Origin of the sequence: Bradyrhizobium valentinum (assembly GCF_001440405.1) — a bacterium.
Lineage (GTDB): Bacteria > Pseudomonadota > Alphaproteobacteria > Rhizobiales > Xanthobacteraceae > Bradyrhizobium > Bradyrhizobium valentinum.
Genome location: NZ_LLXX01000173.1, coordinates 56,121 through 76,259, shown reverse-complemented (window position 1 = coordinate 76,259; position 20,139 = coordinate 56,121). Strand labels below are relative to the sequence as shown.

27 protein-coding genes are annotated in these 20,139 nt (G+C 63.6%); 5 read left to right on the top strand and 22 right to left on the bottom strand.

Annotated elements, in window-relative coordinates:
- Nucleotides 1-37 precede the first annotated feature (37 nt).
- Genes CP49_RS31030 through CP49_RS31005 form a run of 6 tightly spaced genes read right to left on the bottom strand, consistent with a single transcriptional unit; the run spans nucleotide 38 to nucleotide 6,228 of the window.
- Complete coding sequence (locus CP49_RS31030; protein ID WP_057853924.1) at nucleotides 38-409, bottom strand: head decoration protein; 372 nt, start codon at nucleotides 407-409, stop codon at nucleotides 38-40.
- Between the two features lie 28 nt (nucleotides 410-437).
- A complete protein-coding gene (locus CP49_RS31025; RefSeq protein WP_057853923.1) occupies nucleotides 438-1,736 on the bottom strand; it encodes a S49 family peptidase in 1,299 nt (432 codons plus the stop codon).
- A gap of 6 nt (nucleotides 1,737-1,742) precedes the next feature.
- A complete protein-coding gene (gene gpW, locus CP49_RS31020; protein ID WP_057853922.1) occupies nucleotides 1,743-1,994 on the bottom strand; it encodes a gpW family head-tail joining protein in 252 nt (83 codons plus the stop codon).
- A 3-nt stretch (nucleotides 1,995-1,997) separates the two neighbouring features.
- Complete coding sequence (locus CP49_RS31015) at nucleotides 1,998-3,677, bottom strand: phage portal protein (protein WP_057853921.1); 1,680 nt, start codon at nucleotides 3,675-3,677, stop codon at nucleotides 1,998-2,000.
- Nucleotides 3,678-3,683: 6 nt separating this feature from the next.
- Nucleotides 3,684-5,687, bottom strand: coding sequence for a terminase gpA endonuclease subunit (locus CP49_RS31010; protein ID WP_156438757.1), 2,004 nt, complete (start codon nucleotides 5,685-5,687; stop codon nucleotides 3,684-3,686).
- Nucleotides 5,587-6,228, bottom strand: coding sequence for a hypothetical protein (locus tag CP49_RS31005; RefSeq protein ID WP_156438756.1), 642 nt, complete (start codon nucleotides 6,226-6,228; stop codon nucleotides 5,587-5,589). Before CP49_RS31005 ends, CP49_RS31010 begins: the two co-directional genes overlap by 101 nt.
- A gap of 91 nt (nucleotides 6,229-6,319) precedes the next feature.
- Here CP49_RS31005 and CP49_RS31000 point away from each other — a divergent pair, with 91 nt between their 5' ends.
- The 5 genes from CP49_RS31000 to CP49_RS30980 all read left to right on the top strand — a co-directional run bounded on the left by CP49_RS31000 (nucleotide 6,320) and on the right by CP49_RS30980 (nucleotide 8,654).
- Nucleotides 6,320-6,982, top strand: coding sequence for a hypothetical protein (locus CP49_RS31000; protein WP_057853919.1), 663 nt, complete (start codon nucleotides 6,320-6,322; stop codon nucleotides 6,980-6,982).
- Between the two features lie 208 nt (nucleotides 6,983-7,190).
- Nucleotides 7,191-7,574, top strand: a complete 384-nt coding sequence (locus CP49_RS30995) for a hypothetical protein (protein WP_156438755.1) — start codon at nucleotides 7,191-7,193, stop codon at nucleotides 7,572-7,574.
- Complete coding sequence (locus CP49_RS30990; RefSeq protein ID WP_057853917.1) at nucleotides 7,571-7,837, top strand: helix-turn-helix domain-containing protein; 267 nt, start codon at nucleotides 7,571-7,573, stop codon at nucleotides 7,835-7,837. The genes CP49_RS30995 and CP49_RS30990 overlap by 4 nt, the downstream gene beginning before the upstream one ends.
- Nucleotides 7,834-8,124: a hypothetical protein gene (locus tag CP49_RS30985; RefSeq protein WP_057853916.1), complete on the top strand. Its 291-nt coding sequence runs from the start codon at nucleotides 7,834-7,836 to the stop codon at nucleotides 8,122-8,124. Before CP49_RS30990 ends, CP49_RS30985 begins: the two co-directional genes overlap by 4 nt.
- Nucleotides 8,121-8,654, top strand: coding sequence for a DUF4314 domain-containing protein (locus tag CP49_RS30980; RefSeq protein WP_197423290.1), 534 nt, complete (start codon nucleotides 8,121-8,123; stop codon nucleotides 8,652-8,654). The genes CP49_RS30985 and CP49_RS30980 overlap by 4 nt, the downstream gene beginning before the upstream one ends.
- A 135-nt stretch (nucleotides 8,655-8,789) precedes the next feature.
- Here the strand turns inward: CP49_RS30980 and CP49_RS30975 are convergent, their stop codons facing one another.
- From CP49_RS30975 to CP49_RS30905, 16 genes are all read right to left on the bottom strand, one after another.
- Nucleotides 8,790-9,527: a Mom family adenine methylcarbamoylation protein gene (locus CP49_RS30975; protein WP_063791806.1), complete on the bottom strand. Its 738-nt coding sequence runs from the start codon at nucleotides 9,525-9,527 to the stop codon at nucleotides 8,790-8,792.
- Nucleotides 9,514-10,152, bottom strand: coding sequence for a ParB/Srx family N-terminal domain-containing protein (locus CP49_RS30970; protein WP_057853914.1), 639 nt, complete (start codon nucleotides 10,150-10,152; stop codon nucleotides 9,514-9,516). Before CP49_RS30970 ends, CP49_RS30975 begins: the two co-directional genes overlap by 14 nt.
- Before the next feature lie 458 nt (nucleotides 10,153-10,610).
- Nucleotides 10,611-11,660 (bottom strand): endo-1,4-beta-xylanase, encoded by a 1,050-nt coding sequence (locus CP49_RS30965; RefSeq protein WP_057853913.1) that lies wholly within the window; start codon nucleotides 11,658-11,660, stop codon nucleotides 10,611-10,613.
- A gap of 121 nt (nucleotides 11,661-11,781) precedes the next feature.
- The gene (locus CP49_RS45365; RefSeq protein WP_156438754.1) at nucleotides 11,782-11,955 is read right to left on the bottom strand and encodes a hypothetical protein; all 174 of its coding nucleotides are present in this window, start codon (nucleotides 11,953-11,955) and stop codon (nucleotides 11,782-11,784) included.
- Complete coding sequence (locus tag CP49_RS30960; RefSeq protein WP_057853912.1) at nucleotides 11,952-13,163, bottom strand: SGNH/GDSL hydrolase family protein; 1,212 nt, start codon at nucleotides 13,161-13,163, stop codon at nucleotides 11,952-11,954. Before CP49_RS30960 ends, CP49_RS45365 begins: the two co-directional genes overlap by 4 nt.
- A 3-nt stretch (nucleotides 13,164-13,166) precedes the next feature.
- Nucleotides 13,167-13,379, bottom strand: a complete 213-nt coding sequence (locus CP49_RS30955; RefSeq protein ID WP_057853911.1) for a hypothetical protein — start codon at nucleotides 13,377-13,379, stop codon at nucleotides 13,167-13,169.
- 34 nt (nucleotides 13,380-13,413) lie between these two features.
- Nucleotides 13,414-13,656, bottom strand: coding sequence for a hypothetical protein (locus CP49_RS30950; RefSeq protein WP_057853910.1), 243 nt, complete (start codon nucleotides 13,654-13,656; stop codon nucleotides 13,414-13,416).
- Between the two features lie 4 nt (nucleotides 13,657-13,660).
- Complete coding sequence (locus tag CP49_RS30945) at nucleotides 13,661-14,194, bottom strand: hypothetical protein (protein WP_057853909.1); 534 nt, start codon at nucleotides 14,192-14,194, stop codon at nucleotides 13,661-13,663.
- Nucleotides 14,195-14,260: 66 nt separating this feature from the next.
- A complete protein-coding gene (locus tag CP49_RS30940) occupies nucleotides 14,261-14,989 on the bottom strand; it encodes a hypothetical protein (RefSeq protein WP_057853908.1) in 729 nt (242 codons plus the stop codon).
- Nucleotides 14,990-14,999: 10 nt separating this feature from the next.
- Nucleotides 15,000-15,515, bottom strand: coding sequence for a hypothetical protein (locus CP49_RS30935; RefSeq protein ID WP_057853907.1), 516 nt, complete (start codon nucleotides 15,513-15,515; stop codon nucleotides 15,000-15,002).
- Entirely contained in the window at nucleotides 15,512-17,038 is a 1,527-nt protein-coding gene (locus CP49_RS30930; protein ID WP_057853906.1) for a DnaB-like helicase C-terminal domain-containing protein, read from the bottom strand. The genes CP49_RS30935 and CP49_RS30930 overlap by 4 nt, the downstream gene beginning before the upstream one ends.
- Nucleotides 17,039-17,242: 204 nt before the next feature.
- Nucleotides 17,243-17,980: a DUF1376 domain-containing protein gene (locus CP49_RS30925; protein WP_057853905.1), complete on the bottom strand. Its 738-nt coding sequence runs from the start codon at nucleotides 17,978-17,980 to the stop codon at nucleotides 17,243-17,245.
- Nucleotides 17,980-18,612 (bottom strand): hypothetical protein, encoded by a 633-nt coding sequence (locus CP49_RS30920; protein ID WP_057853904.1) that lies wholly within the window; start codon nucleotides 18,610-18,612, stop codon nucleotides 17,980-17,982. Before CP49_RS30920 ends, CP49_RS30925 begins: the two co-directional genes overlap by 1 nt.
- Nucleotides 18,609-19,163, bottom strand: a complete 555-nt coding sequence (locus tag CP49_RS30915) for a hypothetical protein (protein ID WP_057853903.1) — start codon at nucleotides 19,161-19,163, stop codon at nucleotides 18,609-18,611. Before CP49_RS30915 ends, CP49_RS30920 begins: the two co-directional genes overlap by 4 nt.
- Nucleotides 19,160-19,531: a GapR family DNA-binding domain-containing protein gene (locus tag CP49_RS30910; RefSeq protein ID WP_057853902.1), complete on the bottom strand. Its 372-nt coding sequence runs from the start codon at nucleotides 19,529-19,531 to the stop codon at nucleotides 19,160-19,162. The genes CP49_RS30915 and CP49_RS30910 overlap by 4 nt, the downstream gene beginning before the upstream one ends.
- A 25-nt stretch (nucleotides 19,532-19,556) precedes the next feature.
- Nucleotides 19,557-20,003, bottom strand: a complete 447-nt coding sequence (locus CP49_RS30905; protein ID WP_057853901.1) for a GcrA family cell cycle regulator — start codon at nucleotides 20,001-20,003, stop codon at nucleotides 19,557-19,559.
- Nucleotides 20,004-20,139 lie beyond the last annotated feature (136 nt).

The window sequence follows — 20,139 nt, the reverse complement described above, 5'->3', positions numbered from 1 at the left end:
TGACGGACGCTCAGAGTTTTGGGGTTAGGCCCGCGCCTTAGCGGACGATGATGCCTTGGTCGGCAAGCGCCTCGATGGCGGCTTCGGTTTGCGGCGCGGTGATGCCGGTCTTGTAGATCAGGATTTTGCCGTTGACCTCGGCATCGCGGACAATCGCCGAGATGTCTGCGGTCTCGCCTTCCTCGGTCGTTGCGCCATAGAGCGCAATGGCCGTCGCGACTGCGGCACCGCCAGCGCCAGCGGGATCATGCGCGACGTACTCGCCGGACGCGGTGATCTCCGCAAGCACCTGACCCGCTTCGAACTCCTGATTTTCGGCAATGGTGATGTTGCCGCGCGAGCGCTGCCCATTCGCCTCGCTCAAGATGAACTCGGCAGGGTGCCGACCTTCTGTGAGAACGGTAGCCATGTTTCAACTCTCCTATGTTTCTTGCCGGTTACTGCGGCAGGGTTGCGCCAACCCGCTTCAACGAAGCGCGCCAGCTCGCCCGCGCATCGGGCTTTGTCTCGGGCAGGCCCGCGTCGAAGGCGGGACCGCTGCGCTCCTCGATGGTGCGCGTCGGCTGTTGCTGTTGCTGCGGCGGCGCGACCGGGAGCGTCGCCAGCAGCGCCTTGGCCTCATCGACCGAGAGCGATGTGTTGAGCGCGAGGTTCTGCGCCTGCGGCTCGCGGCCCTTGGCTTCCTCGCAGGTCAGGATCGAGCTGATGCGCGCCTGTGCCGCGCGAGCGCCTGCGGTTTCGCCTTCGGAGCGGATTTGCGCCTGATCGACAGCGGTGATCTCTGCCGGGCCGTTATTCGCAGTCATGGGGGTTCTCCTTTGATTGCTGCGGACTTGCGCCGAGAGACGCGACAGCGTTTCGGCAAAGGTGCCGACGCGATCAGCGAGGCCGTTGGCCTCTGCCTCGGCACCAATGAAGGTCGATGCCTCGGTCGCGCGGATTGCGTCGGCAGTTAGCGACGGCCGCCCTGTGGCGACAGTCTCGACGAAGCGGTCGTAGAAAACGTTCACTTCGCGTTGCAGGTCGGAGCGCACGTTCTCGGTCAGCGGCCCGAACGGGTTGCCGTCAACCTTGTGCGCCCCGGCGTAGATCAGCGTCGGAGTCCGCCCCTTGTTCTGCATCTCTTTCGATTGGTCCATGTGCAGCATGACGACGCCAATCGAGCCGGTGATCGATGTCGGCGAGACCACAACCTCGGTCGATGCCGACGCGATGCCATAGGCCGCGCTCGCCGCCATGTCATTGACCAGCGCGGTGACCGGCTTGACCTGCCGCGCCGCCCTCACCTGCTCGGCCAGCGCGAACATGCCGGTCGCCTCGCCGCCGGGGCTATCGATGTCGAGCAGGATGGCCCCGACCTTCGGGTCGGCGACCGCCGCCGCGATCTGCGTGCCCAAACCCTCGTAACTGGTGAAGCCCGAGCTGTCCTCGCCGATGAACGCGCCGCGATTGATCAGCGTGCCGATCACCGGGATGGTGGCGACGCCATCGACGACGTTGTAAAGCACCGCGATCAAGCGCCCGCGCTCGTCATATGCGCCTTCCGGCTCGCCGATCAGCCGGTTGGCGCGCGGCCCGGTGCGCTTGAACGCCTCCGGCACCTCCGACAGGTCGAACATCGACGGATCGATGCCGACGCGCTCGCCCAGCACCGACGCGATGACGGCGGCCTTGTAGCGGTGAATGAACAGCGGGCGGCCAAAGACGCGGTCGGCGACATGCGACAGATAGGTCATATGGGATCACCTTTTCCGCGCGAACGATCCGAGGCGCATGGCATAGCGCGTCGGCCTGCCGGTCTCTTTTGCTTGGCACTCGGCATCGAAGCGCGCGATCTCTTGGCTCAGCGTCTCCATGCTGACTTGGCTATAGGCCACCGTGCGGTCGCCGAAGCTGACGCTGACCACGGACTGCCCGCTCAGCAATTGATAGTAGATCGTGCGCAACTGGTCGGCAGCGGCGCAGGGATCGTTGAAATTGATCGGGTCGGCCATCGGTCAGCTCCGGATAAGGCGCTCGTCCTCGCGCTCGTCATCGTCCTCGCGCTCGTCGTCATCATCGTCATCGCGTTCGCCGCTGCCGATGGCATCGCGCGCGGTCGCCACCTTCGCCGATGGCTCGGGCAGACCGAGCTTTTTGCGCAGCGCCATCTCGCGGGCGCGCTGCTCATAGATGTCCTCCCAATCCTCGCCCATCTCCGCGCAAATCCATTCGTCGGTGATGACGCCGAGCCCTTTCAGGGCCTCGACCGCCTTGGCGAACTTCAGATCATCGGCCTGCGGCTTGGCAGGTCCGCGCCAGTGGCTCCGCGATGCGGCGGCGCGGGCCATCAGGAAGCCGCCGATGCCGCCGGGGAATTCGATCCAGCCGTTCTCGATTTCCTCTTCAAGCCAGCTCTCGTAAATCGCTTGCAGGAACGGCGCGAGGATGTTGACGCGGCGATAGATGGTCATCATCCAGATTTCGGATGTCGCCATGCGAACCGACGAATAGGTTGCCCCGGAATAGTCGCCGGTCAGTTGCTCGAACGTGATGCCGAGGCAGCGCGCAATCTCGCGCAGCAGGAAGCGGACGAATGCCTCATAGGTCGAATTCGGGTGCTGCGTCGAATTGAACGCCAGCTCGTCGCCGGGCGCGAGATGCGCGACCTTGCCATGGCCGCCGAGATCGATCTGGGTTCCGTCATACCAACCGGCGCGGCTTTCCAGCATCGCTTCCAGCGGCGTTGACGGGCTACCGTCCGGGACCGTGCCGAGGCGCTGCTCGGCCAAGTCCTGGAAGGCTTGCAAGACGACCTCGGTCGGCTCCGGCGACTTGATGGTGGCGGCGAAGATCGACTGAATGAGCGCTGCGGTCAGCGTCGCGTCGGAAAGCTGGTCGAATTGCTTGACGACCTTGAGCGCGGGCGTGATCGGCGGAATGCCGCGCGCCTGCCCGGGGAAGCCGTCGAACACATGGATCATGCGCGGGCGGCCTTCGGCATCGCGCGCCGCCACGTCGGTATACGCCTGCATCAGCGGCTGCCTGCCCTGCGGCGGGTTGAGCATGCGATAGCCGAGCGGGAAGCCATAGCGGTCGCGGAACACGCCCTGAAACAGCCCGGTGTCGGATAGCGTGTCCTGTGACATCCGGTGCGGCGGCAGCATCTGCACCTTGGTGCCGTACTGGCCGAAGCGGCGGCGCAACCATGGCAATGCGGCCACGATCTCGCCATAGCAGAACCATGTCCGAAGGCCCTGCGCGGTCATCTTGCCGACCGTCGATTTGCCCTCGATGTCGCATTCAATCGGAGTGTTGGCGTAGCCTTCCCAGCGCCGTTCGACCTTGCGCGCCCATGTCTGCGCCGTGTCCTGCGTCCAGCCCAGCGCATCGGCATCGGGCCGCGCCGACAGCCGCAGGCTCTGGCCGACCGTCATGGCGACGGCTTGCTCGACGCCGCCCGAAATCCATCCCGAGTTCTGGATGGTATCGACCGCGCGCGAGGCCGCGAGCAGATAGGCCGAGCGAACATCGTCCGATGCCTCGCGCAGCGCCGGTCGCCACGAATGAAAGAACGGGTTGGCCTCGCCCTTCATGTAGGCCGCGCCGACGCGCTTGCGCTGCACTGGCGCAGCCCGCCTCGGTGCGGCGCGCTTCGGCGCAGCCTTTGGTCGGGTCGCGGCTTTCGTCCTTGCCATTCACTGTTACCTGTTCAATCGCGCGGCGATGCCGCTCATTCGCCTGCGCACGCCGTTTGGCGGCGGCGCGCCTGGCGGCGGATCGACCACGGGCGGCGGCGACGGATCGTCATCGTCGATGGTCTCTTGGCGCTTGGCACCGAGCGGGATTTTCTGCACCGCGAGCATGTGCCCCGCCGCCTCGTTCATCGCCTCGACATCGAGGAAGTGATTGCGGCGCGTCAGCGGCACCCATTGCGGCCTGCCGCTCGGCGTGATCTTGCGGACCTCGCTGGCGAGCTGCTTCAGGTAGTCGTCGCTGGCGTCGGCCGCGAGCAGGAAGCCGCCGGGCTGTTCGTGCGGCCATGCCAACCGCTCATGCAGCCGCGACTTCCAGAAATCGGTATCGAGACGGACCAGCTCCAGCTCGACCGGCGCGCGCTGACCGGGAATGGTCATCTTGGCCTTGCCGCGCATCATCGGCGCGGTCAGCGTGTCATAACCCTTGGTCGGCTTGCAGAAGCGGCGAAAGCGTCGGCAGAAGTCATAGACGACGTTGGTCGGCCCCTCGTTCGGCTTGTTGGCACGAAAGCCGCTGTCGATCAGAGCAAGCGAGATCGGCAGGCCGCCATAGGTGTCGAGCAGCACGTTCGCCAGATCGTTCCAGACTTCCGGCTCGTTTGTGAAGCCCGCGATCTCGCCGCTCTCGATCTGCCATGACGACGCGCGCTCACCCCAGCCACGGATCGAATACCAGAAGCCGTTGCCGGACACGTCCACCGCAGCGGTCAGGCGCATCACTTCAAGCGGCACCTCGCCGAACTTGTGCGGCATGCGGCGGCGCTTGAAGGCGTGCCAGTCATTCGCCCCGATGCTGCCGGGCGCATACAGCTCGCCGAACCCGGCATTGATGGCGGTTTGCACCATGCCGTCGTCGGCCATGGTGAGGGCTTCGAGATAGGCGCGCACGCGCTCGCCGATGGTGACGAACGGCGAGGCGAGTCCGGAGACCCAGAACGAAAGCGATAGCGCCTGCGGCGCTTCGCCTGTAACGACGCCATCGCTCGAAATCGATTGCCCCGGCGCGACGTAAACGCCGCGCTCATTCATCAGCGCCTTGTGCTCCTCCTCGATGACGCCGCCGCAGCGCGGGCATTCGATGTAGCTGGCGCGCTCGGCCTCGAACGGCGTCGCCTTCTCAGGCCAGCGCGTGCATTCGAAGCGCGGAATGAAATACTCGCGGCAATGCGGGCACGGCCACGCCCAATGAAAGCGCGTGCCTTGCTGCCATAGCCGCCAGATCGGGCTTTCGAGATCGTCGGTCGGTGCGACATCCCAGAACCGCAGGCCACTTTCCTCATCCTGCACGATCTTGATCATCCCGCGCCGACAGGTCGATGTGACGGCGCAGACGAAGTCGGCATAGGTGTCGCCGCGCCGTTCAACGAGCCCGAGCGGATCGCCCTGGCCTTTGATGTTGGCCAGCATCTCGTCGTATTCATCGACCAGTGCCAGCGCTGCGGGGTCGGATTTCAACGCCGCCGACGAACCGGCATGCGCCAGACGCAGCGGCACGCCTGCGATCACCTTGCGGGTTTTCGTCATCCGCTTGCCGCGCGCGACCTTGATCGCCAGCGTCGGCGCTTCATCGAGCAGCGACATGACGCGCGGCTCGAACTGCTCGGTCAGGAATTGCTTGTTCGGCCCGACGTACAGGATCGGTGCGGGCTTCTGGTCGAGCCGCTGACCGGCGATGTCGAGCATCGCCTCGGTCTTGCCGGACTGCGATGCGGTCACCATGACGACGCGCTTGTGCGTACCCTCGGCGACCGCGCGCTCGAACGGCACGATGTACGGCGTCAGGTACGCGTCGCGCGGACCCGGGACCGATGCGCCTTGCGGATAGGTGCGGTTCTGCGAACCCCAGACATCAGGCGGCGTTCGGCGCGATGGGCGGCTTAGTATCGCTACCCTCTGCCACCATTCCCGCGCGCGAGACGGCAGCATCGGCGATGCGGTCGAGGATGTCATTGATGGCCGTTTCTATTGTGCGGCGGATTTGCAAGTCGCGCGTGACGCGCGCAGGCAAGCCCGACAGCTCCGCGCGAAACATGCCGACGAGCTGGTCGGAGAGCGCGATCATTTCGGAGAGTTCGACCAAGCGGCGCTCGCGCTCGGCAATTCTCAATTCGACTTCGCGCGCGCGCGCATCCGAGACGCGGCTGGCTGACGCGCTCTTGGTCGCGCGCCGCTCGCTGTCATTCCGAAAGCGGATATAGCCCTGTACGACATCGACCAGATAAAACTGGTCCTTCCCCGCCTTTTCAATCCAGCCTTCTTTCGCCAATTGGCGCACGCGCTCAGCGGAAATCATGAGCAAGCGCCCGGCCAGATTGCTTGTCAGCAATTGCCCGCGCCCGCCGTCCGCGCCCGCTGGTGCGTTATTCGCGCCGCCGCGATCTGCGGCCCCGGCCGGAGTTTCCCGCCCCTGTGCGGCCCCTGTCGGCCCGCCTGTAACCCTTTGATCTTCCGCCATTTTTAGCCCTTTTCCGGCGGTCGATTTTCCTTCCAACAACCACTGGTTGGCCTAGTTCTGGGCCACTACCCCGCTGATTTGGCCCAATTCCGGGCCAGCGGGCCTCTACCAAAAAAGGATATTGAGAATGTCTGCCTACGTTAAAACCGAGACCAAATACGGCCGCCCCGAGCAATCGCTCGACATCCATCGCTTCGCGCGCGATCTCGCCAAGGCGATTGGCGGCAAGGTCATTCCGCAGAAGCCGGGCGAAATCCCGAACGAGCGCTATGCATCGATTGAGCTGGACGGCGCGGCGATCAGCTTCACCGCCGGTTGGGGCCGCAATGAGATTGAGAAGGTCAGCGTTCGGATATCGGCGCTCGGCCTCAACCTCTCATACAATGACATGCCGCGCGGCCCGGAATTCAAAACGCCCGAGGCCAAGGTCAGCACCGCCCGCCCGCTCGCCGCCATCGCCGCCGATATCAAGCGGCGCGTGATCGATCCCGGCAAAGCGCCGATTGAAAAGCTTCGCGAGCATGCCGCCGCCTGCGATCGGCAGCGCACCGATCTGCGCGCGACCGCTGATCAATTGCGCAAGCGTTATCCGGGCCTCTCGGTCACGGTGAAGGATGACGCCCGTCATTCCGCGACGTTCTACCGCAACGATAACAAAGGCCCGTATCTCTCGGGCAGCGTCGGCCCGGATGGCAGCGCATCGATTGAGCGCATCGGCTCGCTGACCCCGGAGCAGTTCGCGCGCGTCATGGCCGCGCTGTATCCGGTCGATGCGAAGGAGCGCCGCTGATGACCGCGTTGCTTTGCGTCGCCTTGATCAGCGCCGCTGCCGCGATTTCGGCCCTCACCGCTCTAACCTATTTCGCGCGGTGACCAATGGGCCAAAGCATCGAGGCCATGATCGCCGAAATCAAAGCCCGGCTTGCACATCTCGAAATGATCCGGCGCGCCATCGAGGCGCGCCGCCAACCCTCAAAGCAAACCCACGGAGCACTGCAATGACTACTAACCTAACCGCCGCTCAGGCCCTCTCGATGCTGGCCATGACATCCATGCGCCATTTCGACCGGGCCGATTGGGATATGTTCGCCGGATGCGAAAGCCGGTCGCCGATGATCGGCGAGTTCGACAATCACGTCATCGTTCTCGACGGCGATCTGCTCAACATCATCCACGCCGATGATGAGCATGGCGGCCAGCTCTTTAAGCTTTCCGACATGAACGCGGCGGCGCGCCCGGTTCATCCCGCCGAGAATATCGGATCGGTGATGCCATCCCCGACCGCGCGCCCGCTCGGCGAAATCCTCGCCCCGGATGAGAACGTCGGGTCGATGACGCTCGGCGAATTTTCGGCCCGCCTGACATCGGAGAATGATCGATGACGAAAACCCCGGCAGATGTCGGGATCGAGGCGGCGCGGGCGGATGACAACGCCCGCGCTTCCCGTATCCCTCTAACCCCGCAAGCGCTGACGGCATGGCGCGAGCGGCTCGGCTACTCGCAGCGCGAGGCGGCCCTCGTCATCGGCTGTTCGCGCGGCGCGTGGGCCGGATGGGAAAGCGGAACTAACCCCATCCCGCACTATATCGGCCTCGCAATGGCCGCGATTGCGCTGGGCGTCCAACCATACGGTGACGACCGATGAAAGCGCCGCATCCCGACATCGAGGCCCGCGCCATCGATGCAATCCGAAAGGCGGATCACTTCACCGCCTCGATCTTCCTCGGGCGCGGCAAGCACCGCGTCGTTACGGCACCCACGGTCTGGGCGGCGGTCAGGGCCGCCCGGATCATCGAGACCGACCCGCAAGCCTTCACCCGGCGGGCGATCATTTACGCGATTGCAAGCGATGGCATTGCAACAATGATTACCGCCGAGCTGATCCAGAAACTAACAGCCCTCGTCCTCAAAACCGAAAGCGTGACACCGTGACTTGGAAAACCGAGTTCCCCGACTTCCCCGACGACGACATGCCCGCGATGATCCCGGCGGACTTCGCCGATACCTCTTGGCATAACGACGCCTGCCCGAGCTTTACCAATGAAGCGCTCGGGCTCACCATCTGGATCGACTATGCCGAGCTGGCGATGCGCGAGCACCCGAGCGGAGAGCGGTTCACGTTGGAGCCGCACGACGAAATCGAGCCGCCCGCCGAGCACGTCAACAGCGACGATTTCGGCGATATCATCGCGGCCATCGACGAGCGGCGCAGCGAGATCGCGCTCTATCTCGAACAGCGGCGGCGCGCGCACATCGCGCGACCGGACGCGCCGTTTGCCGAGGGCGACCGCCTTCGCCTGATCAGCATGGCCGCTGATCCCGACCCCATCCGGCCGGGATCGACGGGCACCGTCATCGCGGCGCCGGTATTCTTCCAAGGCGCTTGGAGCATCCCGGTCAAATGGGATAACGGGCGCGGGCTTTCGCTCGTCATGCCGCCGGATCAGGCGGAAAAACTCTAAGCACTTGAAAGCCCGGGCACTCCACGGGCTTTTTTTGTGCGCGCAATCCGCCGCCCCTTGCGTGTGATCTGTAGCGGCCAGCTTGCGACATAACCGCGATCAATCATCCACGCCACGACGGGTGCCAACAGCCTTTCAATTTGGAGCGTGGGGGTCGGTGCTGCTCCGCCGCTGTTCCGACTGGACATCGGACATCGCCTGCTTCCCACGCGCAATTCCTCGATACATGCCCGCGCCGCGCCGCTCGATTTCCGAGTACGGGATTTCTTTGCATGCGAGCCGGGCGCGCGCCGCCGGGTTCACGAAATAGATGTAGCGCATCTGGTAGCCGTCAAGCGGCGTGCCCTGACCTGTCCAACTGCCGCCGGTCTTGGCGAAGTGATCATTGCGGTTCTTGCCGGTCACTTGCGTCATCTTGTGCGTGACCGAGCCATCGGCCAATCGCAGCAGCGACTTGTTCACCTTGATGCCGGTCAGCACGAAGCCCGCCGCGCGATAGATCGTGCCGTCACCGCACTGGCAACCATCGGCGAACGAGATGATCCATTCAATGTGCGGATAGGACTTGCGGATCATCCGCATTGCGATGGCGAGCGCGCGGCTTTCGGAGTTGCGCGGCAGCGCCTCGGAGAACGCCAGCCGGTTCAATTCGAGAAAGCCGTTCCATTTGGTATCGCGCACCAGCGGCTGGATGTGCGACTTGTCCATCGATGGCCCGAACGTCATCGCGCCTTCGAGCCGCCCGCCCAGAAAGACGCCCAGCGCCAGCGCCGAATTGTTCGTGACCTTGTGGCTATAATGCAGCCGCAGGATCAGCGCGTCCGCATCGCGTTTCGCAATCGGCGCGACGCGGATATCTTTAGCGCTCGCCATGGCCCGCCAGATATTCCGCGCAGATCGCGGCGAGCGCATTGCCTTGCGGAGATCGATTGGCGTCGCCCGCCTGGCGCGGCTTGGCCGCGCGCTCAATCGCGGCGTTCACGGTGTCCCATTGGTCGCCGTAGAGGATGAACGTCATATCGCGGTACGGCGACCGCTCGCCATCGGCGATCTCCGGCATCGTCTCAAGCACGCCAACGCCAACCGACAGCTTCGACAGCTCGTCCGCCGAGATGCCGGTCAGCGATAGCTCGAAACCGCCTTCCAGCAAATCATTCAATTCGAGCCGCAGCATCTCGTCATCCCAATCGCTCGCATCGGTCAGGCGATTGTCGGCGATGACATAGCCGCGCTTCTGGTTCTCGGTCCACCCGCGCGCGACGATGACAGGCACCTCGGCGATGCGGAGCAGCTTGCCCGCCGCCAACCGGCCATGACCGGCCAGAACCATTCCATCGTCAGCGGCGAGGATCGGCATAGTCCAGCCCCACTCGCGGATCGATGCCGCGATCTGCTCAATCTGCTCGGGCGTATGCCGCCGCGAATTGCGCTCATAGGGACGCAGCCGCTCTATCGGCCACATCTCCACCGCGCGCGATGATTGCGCCAGGTCATCCATTGCGATGCCGTCCCTCGTTGTTCGTGACTGTCCGGCGCAACCCAAAACAAAGCGGTGAAAACCCGAACAGAAATATGGGCAAAATCCGGGCGCGGCGGCCGCGCGAAGGGGGCCCCTCACCGATACGGTCCCTAAATTTTCTCGCGAAAATCGCGACGCATTGGCCCATTGCGGGCCATGCGGGGCGATGCCATGGCTTCAATCGATCAGGCCTCCCCTCCCTCCCGCCGGGGAAGGGCCGCCCACCATGGGCCATGGCAAGCCACGCTGATCGGCGGCGTTAGCCGGAGTTTGCTGGCAGCGGGCAGGCGCATGACTCGGCGAGATGGGAGACAGGGCCATCGGGAGACCGCCCCCTTCCCGAGGGGAGGAGGGCTATATCGCTCGATGATGACAGGCGAGGAGACCCCCCTCTCCCCTCCCTCCCCGTATGCCCATTTTCGATGCCGATGTTCGGATCATGGTGCGGCGGCGCGCGGTGGCGCATTCCGCAACGCCTGCTCAATCTCGAATGCGAGCGGCTTCGCTTGATAGGCACTGTCGAATGGCAGCGGTCGCGGTGCCGTGCCCGCCAACCATGAATACTTGTCGGCCAACTGCCACGTCATCAGCGCGGTGACGCATGGGAACGACAGCACGTCATCAAGGAATGGTCGGACGAAGGCAGCGACCGCCGCATCGATAGTCGCCGCAGCCGTGCCGGTTGGCAGCGCGGGCGCGGTATTGCCCGCATGATGCACGTCCAGTTCCGAGATGTGGACTTCCAGACCCCGCTCGCTCAGCTCGCCGAGTAGCCACATGATGCCTTCATGCGTGGCCCTCGCCCACATGATCAGATGGCTTTCAAGTCCGACGCCATGGATGGGGCAGCCTTGATCAAGCAGCCGGTCGATCAGGGCGAGGAAAGCAACGCGATGGTCCTCATAGGCGAACCGCTCAAGGTTTGCCTCGTTGAGGAACAGCTTCGCCGCCGGGTCGGCCTCGTGCGCTCGCACGAATGCACGGTTGACGTACTTGTTCCCGAACACATGCATCCACGTCTTGGAGCGCATACCGTCAGCGCGACCGTGCGCCAGCTCGATAGGCTCGTTGACCACATCCCAGATAGGGATGCGACCGGCATAGCGGCCGACCGTTTCAACAATGTGCTTATCGAAGTACCAGCCCGCCTGCTGCACTGTGACCGGCGCGGTCAGCGCTCCGAAGTCTGGCCCCGTGGCGCTTTCGGTCCACAGCCATGCCGGATTGTATTCGTTCCAGATCAGGGCGTGGCCCTTGACCTTGATGCCGTTCGCCTCGGCCCATGAAAGGAGCGCGTCGGCATCGGTCCAGTTCGGGGCCATGCTCGTCGGACGGACCCGGCCAAACTTCAGCGCCACGTCGGTCGTCACGATCCCGCAATGCTGCTGGTAGAGCGCGGCATACTGCGGGTCCAACATCGTCGGCGGCGCGGCGGCAGCGCCGAACATCAAACCTTTCGCCCTGGCGGTGACATTGAGACTGTCCATGGGGCCGCTCCTACGTCTTGGCCGCCAGCATGACGACAAAGATCACCGCGCACGCGACACCGACCGCATAGGACTTGTCGATGGCGGCGGCGATGGCGAGGATCAGGAATGCCAGCGGCATCTATTCGGCTGCCTCGACGCGCCATCCCATGCGCTGGCAATACGACAGCACACGCGCCTTGTGCCAACCGACCATGCGCCTGATGATCGGCGCGCTCCGGACCACAATGCCGTTGCGGATCACGACGCCCGCATTGAAGTGCGGGGCATCGATTGACAGCAGCTCCTCATTCACTGCCCAACCGGCACCTTCCTGTAGCATGGCGCTGCCCATGTGATGTCGGCGGCAACAGGCCCGGCGGCGAACGTCATCGCGCCCTGCATGGTTACGCTCACGTCCGAACCGGCGAGCGCCGTGGTCATCGGTGGCCGCAGCACCCCGGCCACCGCCACGTCACTCGGATAGAGCACCGTCGCGGTATTGTTCGGCATTGCTGCGGTGTCCGTGCTCGCCCAGATCGCCCGCAGGTTCTGCGCGCCAGCGGCAAGGGAGAAATCCCACCACATCTCCCAGAATTCACCCGCTGCCCCGGCATACGTCACGACGTTGCGGAGGTTCACGATCCGACCGTTGGTCGTATTGTTTCCAGAGACCTGAAGCCGGACTGCCGGTCGCCCGTTCAACGTCGTGATCGAGGATACCACGGCGAAGCCGCTATCGTTGTGTTCGACGATCCAGTTGGTCGGCACATCGCCGGTCGGCGCAGGCGTGCCGGTCTTGGTGCCTGCCGCTCCGGCAAAGAGCGGGTTCTCATTCGCCCCGACAAGGAAGTTCTCGGCCGTGTCGTAAATCGACAGCACGCTCTGCGAAGCGATCAACGTATTGAGCGCGTCGCCGACCGCGTTGCCGACATGGATGGCCCCACGGTAGTGCGGATGCAGACCATCGCCGCACATCGTTGTCGGATCGAACGTCGCTTCAAGATCGACAACCGCGACATCGTTTTGCGCGCGTATCAGAGCATTGAGGGCTTCCCGGTCGGCCCGCCGCCCCGCGCTCAGCCCCATCCATGTCGCGTCATTGCGAGGAAGCACGCAGATGTTGACCACCTGCGCGCCCGCTGCCTTGTAGGCGTCGATGCAGGTTCGCAGGTTGGCAAAGATCGTCGCTGGCGTATCGCTCGTTCCGGAAAGGTCGTTGGTCCCGGCGAGCAGGACAACCACTTTCGGATTGAGCGCCGCGATGGTCGCGACTTGCGTCGCCATCTGCGCCGCGGTCTGTCCGCCCGTGCCTTGGTTGTAGCCGGATGGCGCGAAGAAGCGACCCAGCGACCGGATCAGGGCGAAGCCCGCATAGGTCGGCCCGTTCGATCCTATCGTTATGCTGTCTCCCTCAAAGACGATGCGGGAGTGCAGCGGAAGGAGCACGGGCGCGGGGCCAGCGCCAGCGATGGGCGGCCGAACGTCAGTGACGCCGAGACCAAGCGCGAGAGAGATGCCCATGGCTCAGTACAGCGCCCACACGTTGTTGGCCGTCCCGAGCGTGACCTTGGTCGCGCGGATCGGGTTGTAGCCTTGCTGCAACGGGTAATCGGTCGCGGTGTCGCCATCGGCATCGACGATGGTGGCGGTGCCTGCGGTGCCGACCAGCAGCGCGCGACACTCAGCGAACGCCTGCGCGCTGGTGATCTTGACGTACTTTCCGGCCGGATCGTTCATGATGTCTCCTCCGAGTCCAAGCGCCCTCAATTCCTTAGCGTGCATGATCGTTTTCCCTTGCTGCTAGTCGGCTCAAATGCCGTTGCTGCTCTGCCGCCCAGATCAGAACCTCGATCTTGAGCGCCTGATCGCGAAAGCCGAGCCGCCGCAAGTTCTGCTCGGCGTCGACGCGGCTGCATGCGCCCTCGATGTACTGCCGTCGCGAGCGCTGATAGACCGCGCGCCATCGTTGCACATGCTCGGGGTCCAGCTTGTCGATGACATCGGCTCTGAGCATTGGATCACCACGGCAGGAATTGACCGAGCTTGGTTTCGATGACTTGCGGCAGCTCCTGATCCATTGCGGCATCTGCGATGAACGGGACGGCGTCGCGCTCCATCTCACGCGGGATCGAGCCGCCCATCAGTTTTCTCAGCGGGCCGCGCTCCTTGCTGGTCCGGACATAGACATCGCTGCCGACCATGAACGCGCCCTTGAAGCGCTGCACTCGGTTCCACGGCTTGGCGCGCACGCCGAACGAAAACTGCCTCGGCTTGAACTTCGACAGCGGATAGTATTTGCCGGTGGCTGTAATCGCGTATTGGAGCCTGCCCGGGTTTGCTCTTTCGACCTCCCACGACGCCCCTGCGTCGGCATACGGCACGCCGAGCTGCTTGGTGGTCTGCCGCTTGACCCGGGTGTACAGCTTGTTGCCGACTTGGTTCATCGACCACGCCACGATCTTGCGCGCCTTGCCCATGCCCAGCTCTTGCGCCGCGCGCTGAAATGCGCGCATGTTCGCCAGATCGAGCTTGATGACGATAGCGGCGGCCATGGCACTCGCTCAAACGAGGACGGTCATGCCGAACGCAGAACTACCTGCGGCATGACCGTCGAAGTTTCAGTTCGGACCTTTTGGGAGTGCGGCCCGGCCACTGCGGACATGAGTGTGGCGGGGGGTGCGCGGGCGAAGGAAACCCCCGTTTTTCTGACCTGTCAACGCGGTCTCACGAAATTTCCTTCCGGTCACTTCCGGCAATTCCGGGAATAGGCCATCCAGCAGATCGGTGTTCATTTCCAATTTGTCGTGACAAATGAGTCGCTTAGTCACGGCTTTGCGCAATCTGGCGCGGGCTTCGGCGTAGGACATGCCCCGACCAACTTTTTTTGCGGCGAGACGCCAATCCCGATAGGCGGTGTTGAACCACGACAGATCGCCGTTGACGTTGGCGCGCTCGATCAGGTCGCCGACTCGGCGCACCGCCGCCTGGACACGCGCCATGGCGGCATCGTGGTTTGTCAGCGAAATCTTCCAGTCCCTTGCGACGCGCTCGATCTCGACCCGCGCGCGCTCGGCACGGCAATCGAGTCTGTCGTTGGCATCGTGCGGCAGCACGCCGTTGACCTCGCTCGCTATCACTTCCGCCGTGTCGCGGTCCTTGACCCAGAACGCGGCACCGATCTCCGACCATGGCCACTTCTCGCGCATCGCCTGATAGGTTCGTTCGAGATCGCGCGTTGCGCCGACGATGCAGGGCTCACCGACCGGGATGGTCCCGACATAGACGGCAGCGACACCGAAGATGATCAGATATTCGCGGTCTGCGCCTTCCGGCAGTTCGAAGTCCATTGCTGTCCTCTCAAAAAACCGGGACACGGTCGAAGTGCAGGCCATCGGCGATCACCACGCAACCGGCGTCATGCCGGGCGCGCCATGTGTCGGCATAGCCGCCGCGCTTGCGCGTCACCCACCCGGCATCGCGCTCCATCGAGTGCGCCAGCGCCACGGCGTTGACGGCGGTCATCAGCTCGGGCCGATGGCCGAGAAATTGCGCGGGCCAGAAGATCGCGATCTCCATCCGCGACACGTCCGACAGCGACGGCATGACACGCACGCGGTTCTGGATTTTCTGCGTTTGCTCCAGCTCGCCCTGCTCTTTCTGAGCGACCAGATCATCGAACTCGTAACAGTAGGGCGGCCATGCGTTGCCGGAGCCGCCGCCCGCGCCGACCGGCAGCGTGCGCAATGTCCGCATTGCCTCGGCGAGGCGCTTGCCGACATGCGGCCCGTTCCATGTCGATGGCGCGATGTCCTCCATCACGGCATCTTCGAGCGGATTGAATTTGATATCGCCGCATCGGACCAGCATCGTCATAGCAATTCTCCCTGCGGTTCTTCGAGCTGTTGATAACGCTGCGTGCTACCCTCGAACTTCATCCTGATCGCGCCCTTGTATCCGGTCTCGTCAAACCGAACTTTTGCGATGTGGATAGTGGCCTGCCCACCTTCGGCGGCGCGCTCGATCACGACGCCGTGGTCGCTTTTGTTGAACCAGTGCGCGCTGCCCTCGATGTCGTACAGCGTCGGCGTCCTGATCTTGCCGTGCTCCCAAACATCTTTGGTCGGATGCGCAAGCACGATCACCGCAACCTCGTACTGCTTGCCGAAGCGCTTCAGCATGCGGATGGCGCGCCCGACATACTCGGAAACGCTTTCGTCGCGGCGGCGCGCGTGCTCAATCTCGTTCCATGGATCGATCAGCAGCACCCGGATGCCGTCACGCAGAACCGCATCGCGCGCCTTCTCGATGATCCAGTCGAGCGTCAGATCGTCCTCCTCGGCATCGTTCGGATCGTTGTCCATGAATGTGAAAAACGTCTCGATGAAGCGGTCGGTTTCGACATCGGGCGATGCGTTGCCCGAAATGATCCGCCGCAACTTGTCGCGCAGGTAAGGAACTGTCGGCATCTCGGCAGAGAACACCGCAGACCGCCAGTGAAAGGCGCGCGCGATGTTGACCAGCACGTTCAAGGCCCATGTCGATTTGCCGTGGCTCGGGATGCCGGTGACCACCATGAACTCGCCGGGGAAAATCTTCATCCAGCCGTTGCCTGGAAAGATGCCGTCGAAGATCGGCCAGCCGATTGAGATCGGTTGCAAGGTTTGCAGCGATGGATATTCGCTCAGACGATACAGGCCGCGCACCGGGTAGAGCCGCGCGTTGCGAATGACATCGCTCACGCCATCCTCGCCGTGCATCTCCAGCACCTTGTTCAAATCCTTGCAGCCCTTCGGATAGGTCACGAACAGGCAGCGCGCGGCACCGAGCCGCCGCACCAGCTCGGCAGCAAGCCGATGACCCGCCGGATCGTCATCGACCGCGAGAATGAACCGCTTGACCCGCTTCAGCCGGTCGCGGTTGTTCCAGAGAAATTCGAACTTGCCGCTGCGCTCGGTCTCGGGATCGAGCGGCGGCAGCGGTGCGCCATCCTTCGGCGGCGGCGGCGCACCATCGGGCACCGAGACCGTCAGCGGCCATCCGCTCTGGATCGACACAATCGCGTCCTCGAACCCCTCGGTGATGATCAGCGCCTGCGCGCCGCTTTCGAGCAGCGGGTCATCAAGCACATCGGAATTCCAAAACGTCCGCCGACCGCCCTTGCGATGCCAGAAGAACTTTTCGCCGTCGCGCTCGGTGCGGTATTTCTCGTTGACGACAGCGCCATGCTCGACGAACGGAAACGCGATGACGTTGCCGCGCGGATTTGGAACGACCGTTCGCTCGCCCGGCTTACCGACGACCGCCCCCGTATAGATTTCGAACTTCGTGACCAGCTCGGCTGATATCCCCCTTTGTTCGAACCATTCGGCGTGGCGCGGTGCGAGCGTTGCGGTCATAGCTGTAGCTCCCGTGGAAGTCGTCGCAGTGGAAACATCGGAAGAAAAACCCGTCCGCTTCGCAGCGGATCGAGACACATCGGTTTGATTTCTTGCGCCGCGTGGGCGAGCACGCGGGGCAGCGGATGTATTTCGTGCCGCGATGGGATCGGGGATCGAACCCGATGCTCGCGAGCATCCGCAGCGTTTCGTCCATCGAGCGGTTCATGGCTGCACCACCGTTGGCGGTGCCTGCCCGCGAATGACCGCGCCGACGTACTCGCGCGGTCGCTCCTTCGTTGACGCCTGCTCAATCGCCGCCCTTGCGAGCGCGACCTTGCCATCTTTCGCCTTGAGCAATTGCGAGATCAGTCCGCCCGCGCTCTTGCCGAGCACTTCGCGCCCTCGACGGAACAGATCGGTTTCGGGATCGGTCGTGACGGACCTCGGTCCATCGTCGTGACCCAGCGGAAGCTCGTCAGAGATCGAGCGCGCGCCGTTAGGTGCGGCATCTTTCTTCTCTTCTCTAGTCTCTTCTAGTCTTGTCTTGTCTCTTATGTTGGAATGCTTACTAAGCGCCGCTTGCGCCGGATCGTTATTTTTCAATGAGTTATTTTCGTCATTCCGCTTCTGTGCGCGCACGATGGCGGACTTCTTGCCGCCGTGTGCGGCGCGGGTTCGGTTGTCATCAATGGCCTGTAGCTCGGTGATGGCCCTGTCATTCGCAATGCGTCCGTCCTCAACCCGCAGTTTCCCGAGGTCAGTCAACGTCCGCAAGCAGCGCCGATATGTGTGGATGTGCTGCCGACATCGCCCGGCGATCCCATGCTCGTTGTTCGCAATCGGCCCCTCGTTCAAATAGATCAACTGGCAGATGACGTGATAGGTCCGATAGGTCTCGGCATCGAGCGCCTCGGTGCCGTCCATCCAGTCGGGAATGTCGTGTTTGTAGAACGTCACCATCACGCCGCCCTCGCGTTTGCTTTGAACACGGCCCCGGCAAATCCTGGCGGCGTGGCGCTGCGCTTATCGACGCGATCAGCGCTCGGCCCATAATTCAGGATCATCGAGCCTTTGGTCGGCTCGACCCATGTCGGCGGGTCGAACATATCCCCGGGCCGGATGCGCTCGGGCATGACGAAGCCGCCGCCCACCCATAGGCATGTCGCCTTGGTATAGGGGTCGCCGTAGTCGCAAGGATCGAACATCCAGTCCGGCTCGCGCCAATAGGTCGAGAGCGTGCTGACCGGGTTCTCGATCATGAAGGGCGCGCCGCTGTCCTCGCAGATCTGGCGGCAGGCATCGACCACTTGCAGCGCGTGGATCAGCGCGGTCAGGCCCTTCTCCCGCATCCAGCGCGCGCCGGAGACGGCGAGATCGGAGCATGATGGGAATGCGAATGCGATGACCGGCGGCGGCAGATGCTTCGGATAGCGCCACTCGGTCACGTCGGCGACGATGTGATGACGATGCGGATGCGGGTTCGCCGCCGGTTGCAGATCGACCGTGATAGCGGAATAGCCTGCATCCAGCCACGGCATCACCATGATGCCGGTTCGGTCGCACAGGCTTAGGACGATCCCGCGCGCCGTCATCCGCTGATCCTCCGGCGGAACAGCGGCGAAGTCTGCACGGACATTGCGGGGTTGAGGATCGAGGCTTGGTAATGCCAAAGCGCCAACGCATCGGCGGCGTTGTCGTCGCAGGGCGACCAGCCGAGCCGCAGGCATGCGGCGACCGTCAGGTCTTTCGCTTCCTTGCGCTTGTGCCGGTTCGAGCCGATGAAATGCGCGCGCACATCGGCGACGCGCGCCTCGCGAACGTCATAGCCCGACAGCGTATAGGTCAGCTCCTCGACCACGGCGGCGAGTCCGATGAGCTGGCGAATGGTGTTGATGTTGGTCTTGCCGCCCATCTGCTGCGGCGTCAGCGGCCCTTCGAATACGATGAGCTGGATGTCCTTCTCGACAGCGAGGAAGTCGGCGAGCCATTGCCGAGCGCCGGAGAACACTGCCGCCATGCTCGCGCCCTCGCGCGCGAACCGGATTGAGCCCGAGCGCGGCACCGCATCAGCGGTGCACGGTGCCAAGGCCCAACCGGCGCGCGCCGCGAGATCGAGCGCGAGTATGCGCGGCAGGTACGTCATTGCATCGATGGATGCGCTGACTGCGTTCCGACCGATGCGGCGCGCCAGAGCGGCAGGTCTTTGACGCCCTCGGCGGTGGCGAGCATCGAGAGGACTTGCTGCTGATCAGCTTCAAGCTCCTCGTAGATGTCGCGGTTCTTCGCCTCGTTGACCCTGATCTTGACCAGCGAGCGCAGCTCCTTGGTCGGGATGCCGCGCGCCTTCGCTTCCTTGTAGCAGTTGGAAATGCTCTCGCGGATGTTGCGGCAGCGCGACATCGATTGACCGCGCTCGCTGTCGAGATCGGCATGAAAGCCGTCGATCTTGGCGAGGATTTCCTGCACCACTTCCGGCTCAAAGTCGTTGGTCGATTTGGCTGACTTCGCCATTCAGTCGCTTCCTTTCGTTGCTGGGTCAGTGCTGGCGGTGGGTGTGGAATATCCCGTGGTGCATCTCGCAATAGGACGAGCCCGCCAGCTTTGGCGCACCACAGAACATCGTCAGGCCGTCGCCGCCCCTTTCATCGAGCGGCGCGCGGCACTGATTTTTTCGGACACGGATGATCGAGACAGGCTTGCCGACCGGGCTTGCGCTGATCGGCCTCGGCGTGAAGGTCGGCGACGCGCCAGCGGCAACGACAATAGGCGCAGGCTGCGGCGGTGCCGCTGGTGTCAGCGCTGGCGTCGGCTTCGCTTCCGGAGATTTCTTCTCGCGCTTCAACCCGAGCCGCGCGATCTTTCCGCATACAGCGTTGCGGCTCACATCGAGCGTGTCCGCGATGCTCTGCACCGTCACGCCGCTGTCGAACAGCTCAATCAGTTGTTTGAGTTTGGCTGGGTCCGACCAGATTGCATCGGTCATGATGAGCGATCCCGTTTTTCAAAATCGGAGCGCTCACCTTGTAGACACTGTTTTTTGCCGCGCGCTACAAGACACCGGAAACTATTTGCAGGAACCGGAAAGAGATTATTCGCGCGAACAATCGCGGATAGATTTT

What these genes read in the sequence shown, in the direction of transcription:
- CP49_RS31000 (WP_057853919.1), top strand. Translation starts at nt 6,320, where the DNA reads ATGTCTGCCTACGTTAAAACCGAGACCAAATACGGCCGCCCCGAGCAA.
- CP49_RS30925 (WP_057853905.1), bottom strand. Translation starts at nt 17,980, where the DNA reads ATGGTGACGTTCTACAAACACGACATTCCCGACTGGATGGACGGCACC.
- CP49_RS30910 (WP_057853902.1), bottom strand. Translation starts at nt 19,531, where the DNA reads ATGGCGAAGTCAGCCAAATCGACCAACGACTTTGAGCCGGAAGTGGTG.
- CP49_RS31025 (WP_057853923.1), bottom strand. Translation starts at nt 1,736, where the DNA reads ATGACCTATCTGTCGCATGTCGCCGACCGCGTCTTTGGCCGCCCGCTG.
- CP49_RS31015 (WP_057853921.1), bottom strand. Translation starts at nt 3,677, where the DNA reads ATGGCAAGGACGAAAGCCGCGACCCGACCAAAGGCTGCGCCGAAGCGC.
- CP49_RS30995 (WP_156438755.1), top strand. Translation starts at nt 7,191, where the DNA reads ATGACTACTAACCTAACCGCCGCTCAGGCCCTCTCGATGCTGGCCATG.
- CP49_RS30915 (WP_057853903.1), bottom strand. Translation starts at nt 19,163, where the DNA reads ATGACGTACCTGCCGCGCATACTCGCGCTCGATCTCGCGGCGCGCGCC.
- CP49_RS31030 (WP_057853924.1), bottom strand. Translation starts at nt 409, where the DNA reads ATGGCTACCGTTCTCACAGAAGGTCGGCACCCTGCCGAGTTCATCTTG.
- CP49_RS30940 (WP_057853908.1), bottom strand. Translation starts at nt 14,989, where the DNA reads ATGGACTTCGAACTGCCGGAAGGCGCAGACCGCGAATATCTGATCATC.
- CP49_RS30955 (WP_057853911.1), bottom strand. Translation starts at nt 13,379, where the DNA reads ATGAACGATCCGGCCGGAAAGTACGTCAAGATCACCAGCGCGCAGGCG.
- CP49_RS30965 (WP_057853913.1), bottom strand. Translation starts at nt 11,660, where the DNA reads ATGGACAGTCTCAATGTCACCGCCAGGGCGAAAGGTTTGATGTTCGGC.
- CP49_RS30920 (WP_057853904.1), bottom strand. Translation starts at nt 18,612, where the DNA reads ATGACGGCGCGCGGGATCGTCCTAAGCCTGTGCGACCGAACCGGCATC.
- CP49_RS30990 (WP_057853917.1), top strand. Translation starts at nt 7,571, where the DNA reads ATGACGAAAACCCCGGCAGATGTCGGGATCGAGGCGGCGCGGGCGGAT.
- CP49_RS30930 (WP_057853906.1), bottom strand. Translation starts at nt 17,038, where the DNA reads ATGACCGCAACGCTCGCACCGCGCCACGCCGAATGGTTCGAACAAAGG.
- CP49_RS30960 (WP_057853912.1), bottom strand. Translation starts at nt 13,163, where the DNA reads ATGGGCATCTCTCTCGCGCTTGGTCTCGGCGTCACTGACGTTCGGCCG.
- CP49_RS30970 (WP_057853914.1), bottom strand. Translation starts at nt 10,152, where the DNA reads ATGGATGACCTGGCGCAATCATCGCGCGCGGTGGAGATGTGGCCGATA.
- CP49_RS30985 (WP_057853916.1), top strand. Translation starts at nt 7,834, where the DNA reads ATGAAAGCGCCGCATCCCGACATCGAGGCCCGCGCCATCGATGCAATC.
- CP49_RS30905 (WP_057853901.1), bottom strand. Translation starts at nt 20,003, where the DNA reads ATGACCGATGCAATCTGGTCGGACCCAGCCAAACTCAAACAACTGATT.
- CP49_RS30935 (WP_057853907.1), bottom strand. Translation starts at nt 15,515, where the DNA reads ATGACGATGCTGGTCCGATGCGGCGATATCAAATTCAATCCGCTCGAA.
- CP49_RS30975 (WP_063791806.1), bottom strand. Translation starts at nt 9,527, where the DNA reads ATGGCGAGCGCTAAAGATATCCGCGTCGCGCCGATTGCGAAACGCGAT.
- CP49_RS31010 (WP_156438757.1), bottom strand. Translation starts at nt 5,687, where the DNA reads ATGACATCCTCGACCGCATCGCCGATGCTGCCGTCTCGCGCGCGGGAA.
- CP49_RS30945 (WP_057853909.1), bottom strand. Translation starts at nt 14,194, where the DNA reads ATGGCCGCCGCTATCGTCATCAAGCTCGATCTGGCGAACATGCGCGCA.
- CP49_RS30950 (WP_057853910.1), bottom strand. Translation starts at nt 13,656, where the DNA reads ATGCTCAGAGCCGATGTCATCGACAAGCTGGACCCCGAGCATGTGCAA.
- gpW (WP_057853922.1), bottom strand. Translation starts at nt 1,994, where the DNA reads ATGGCCGACCCGATCAATTTCAACGATCCCTGCGCCGCTGCCGACCAG.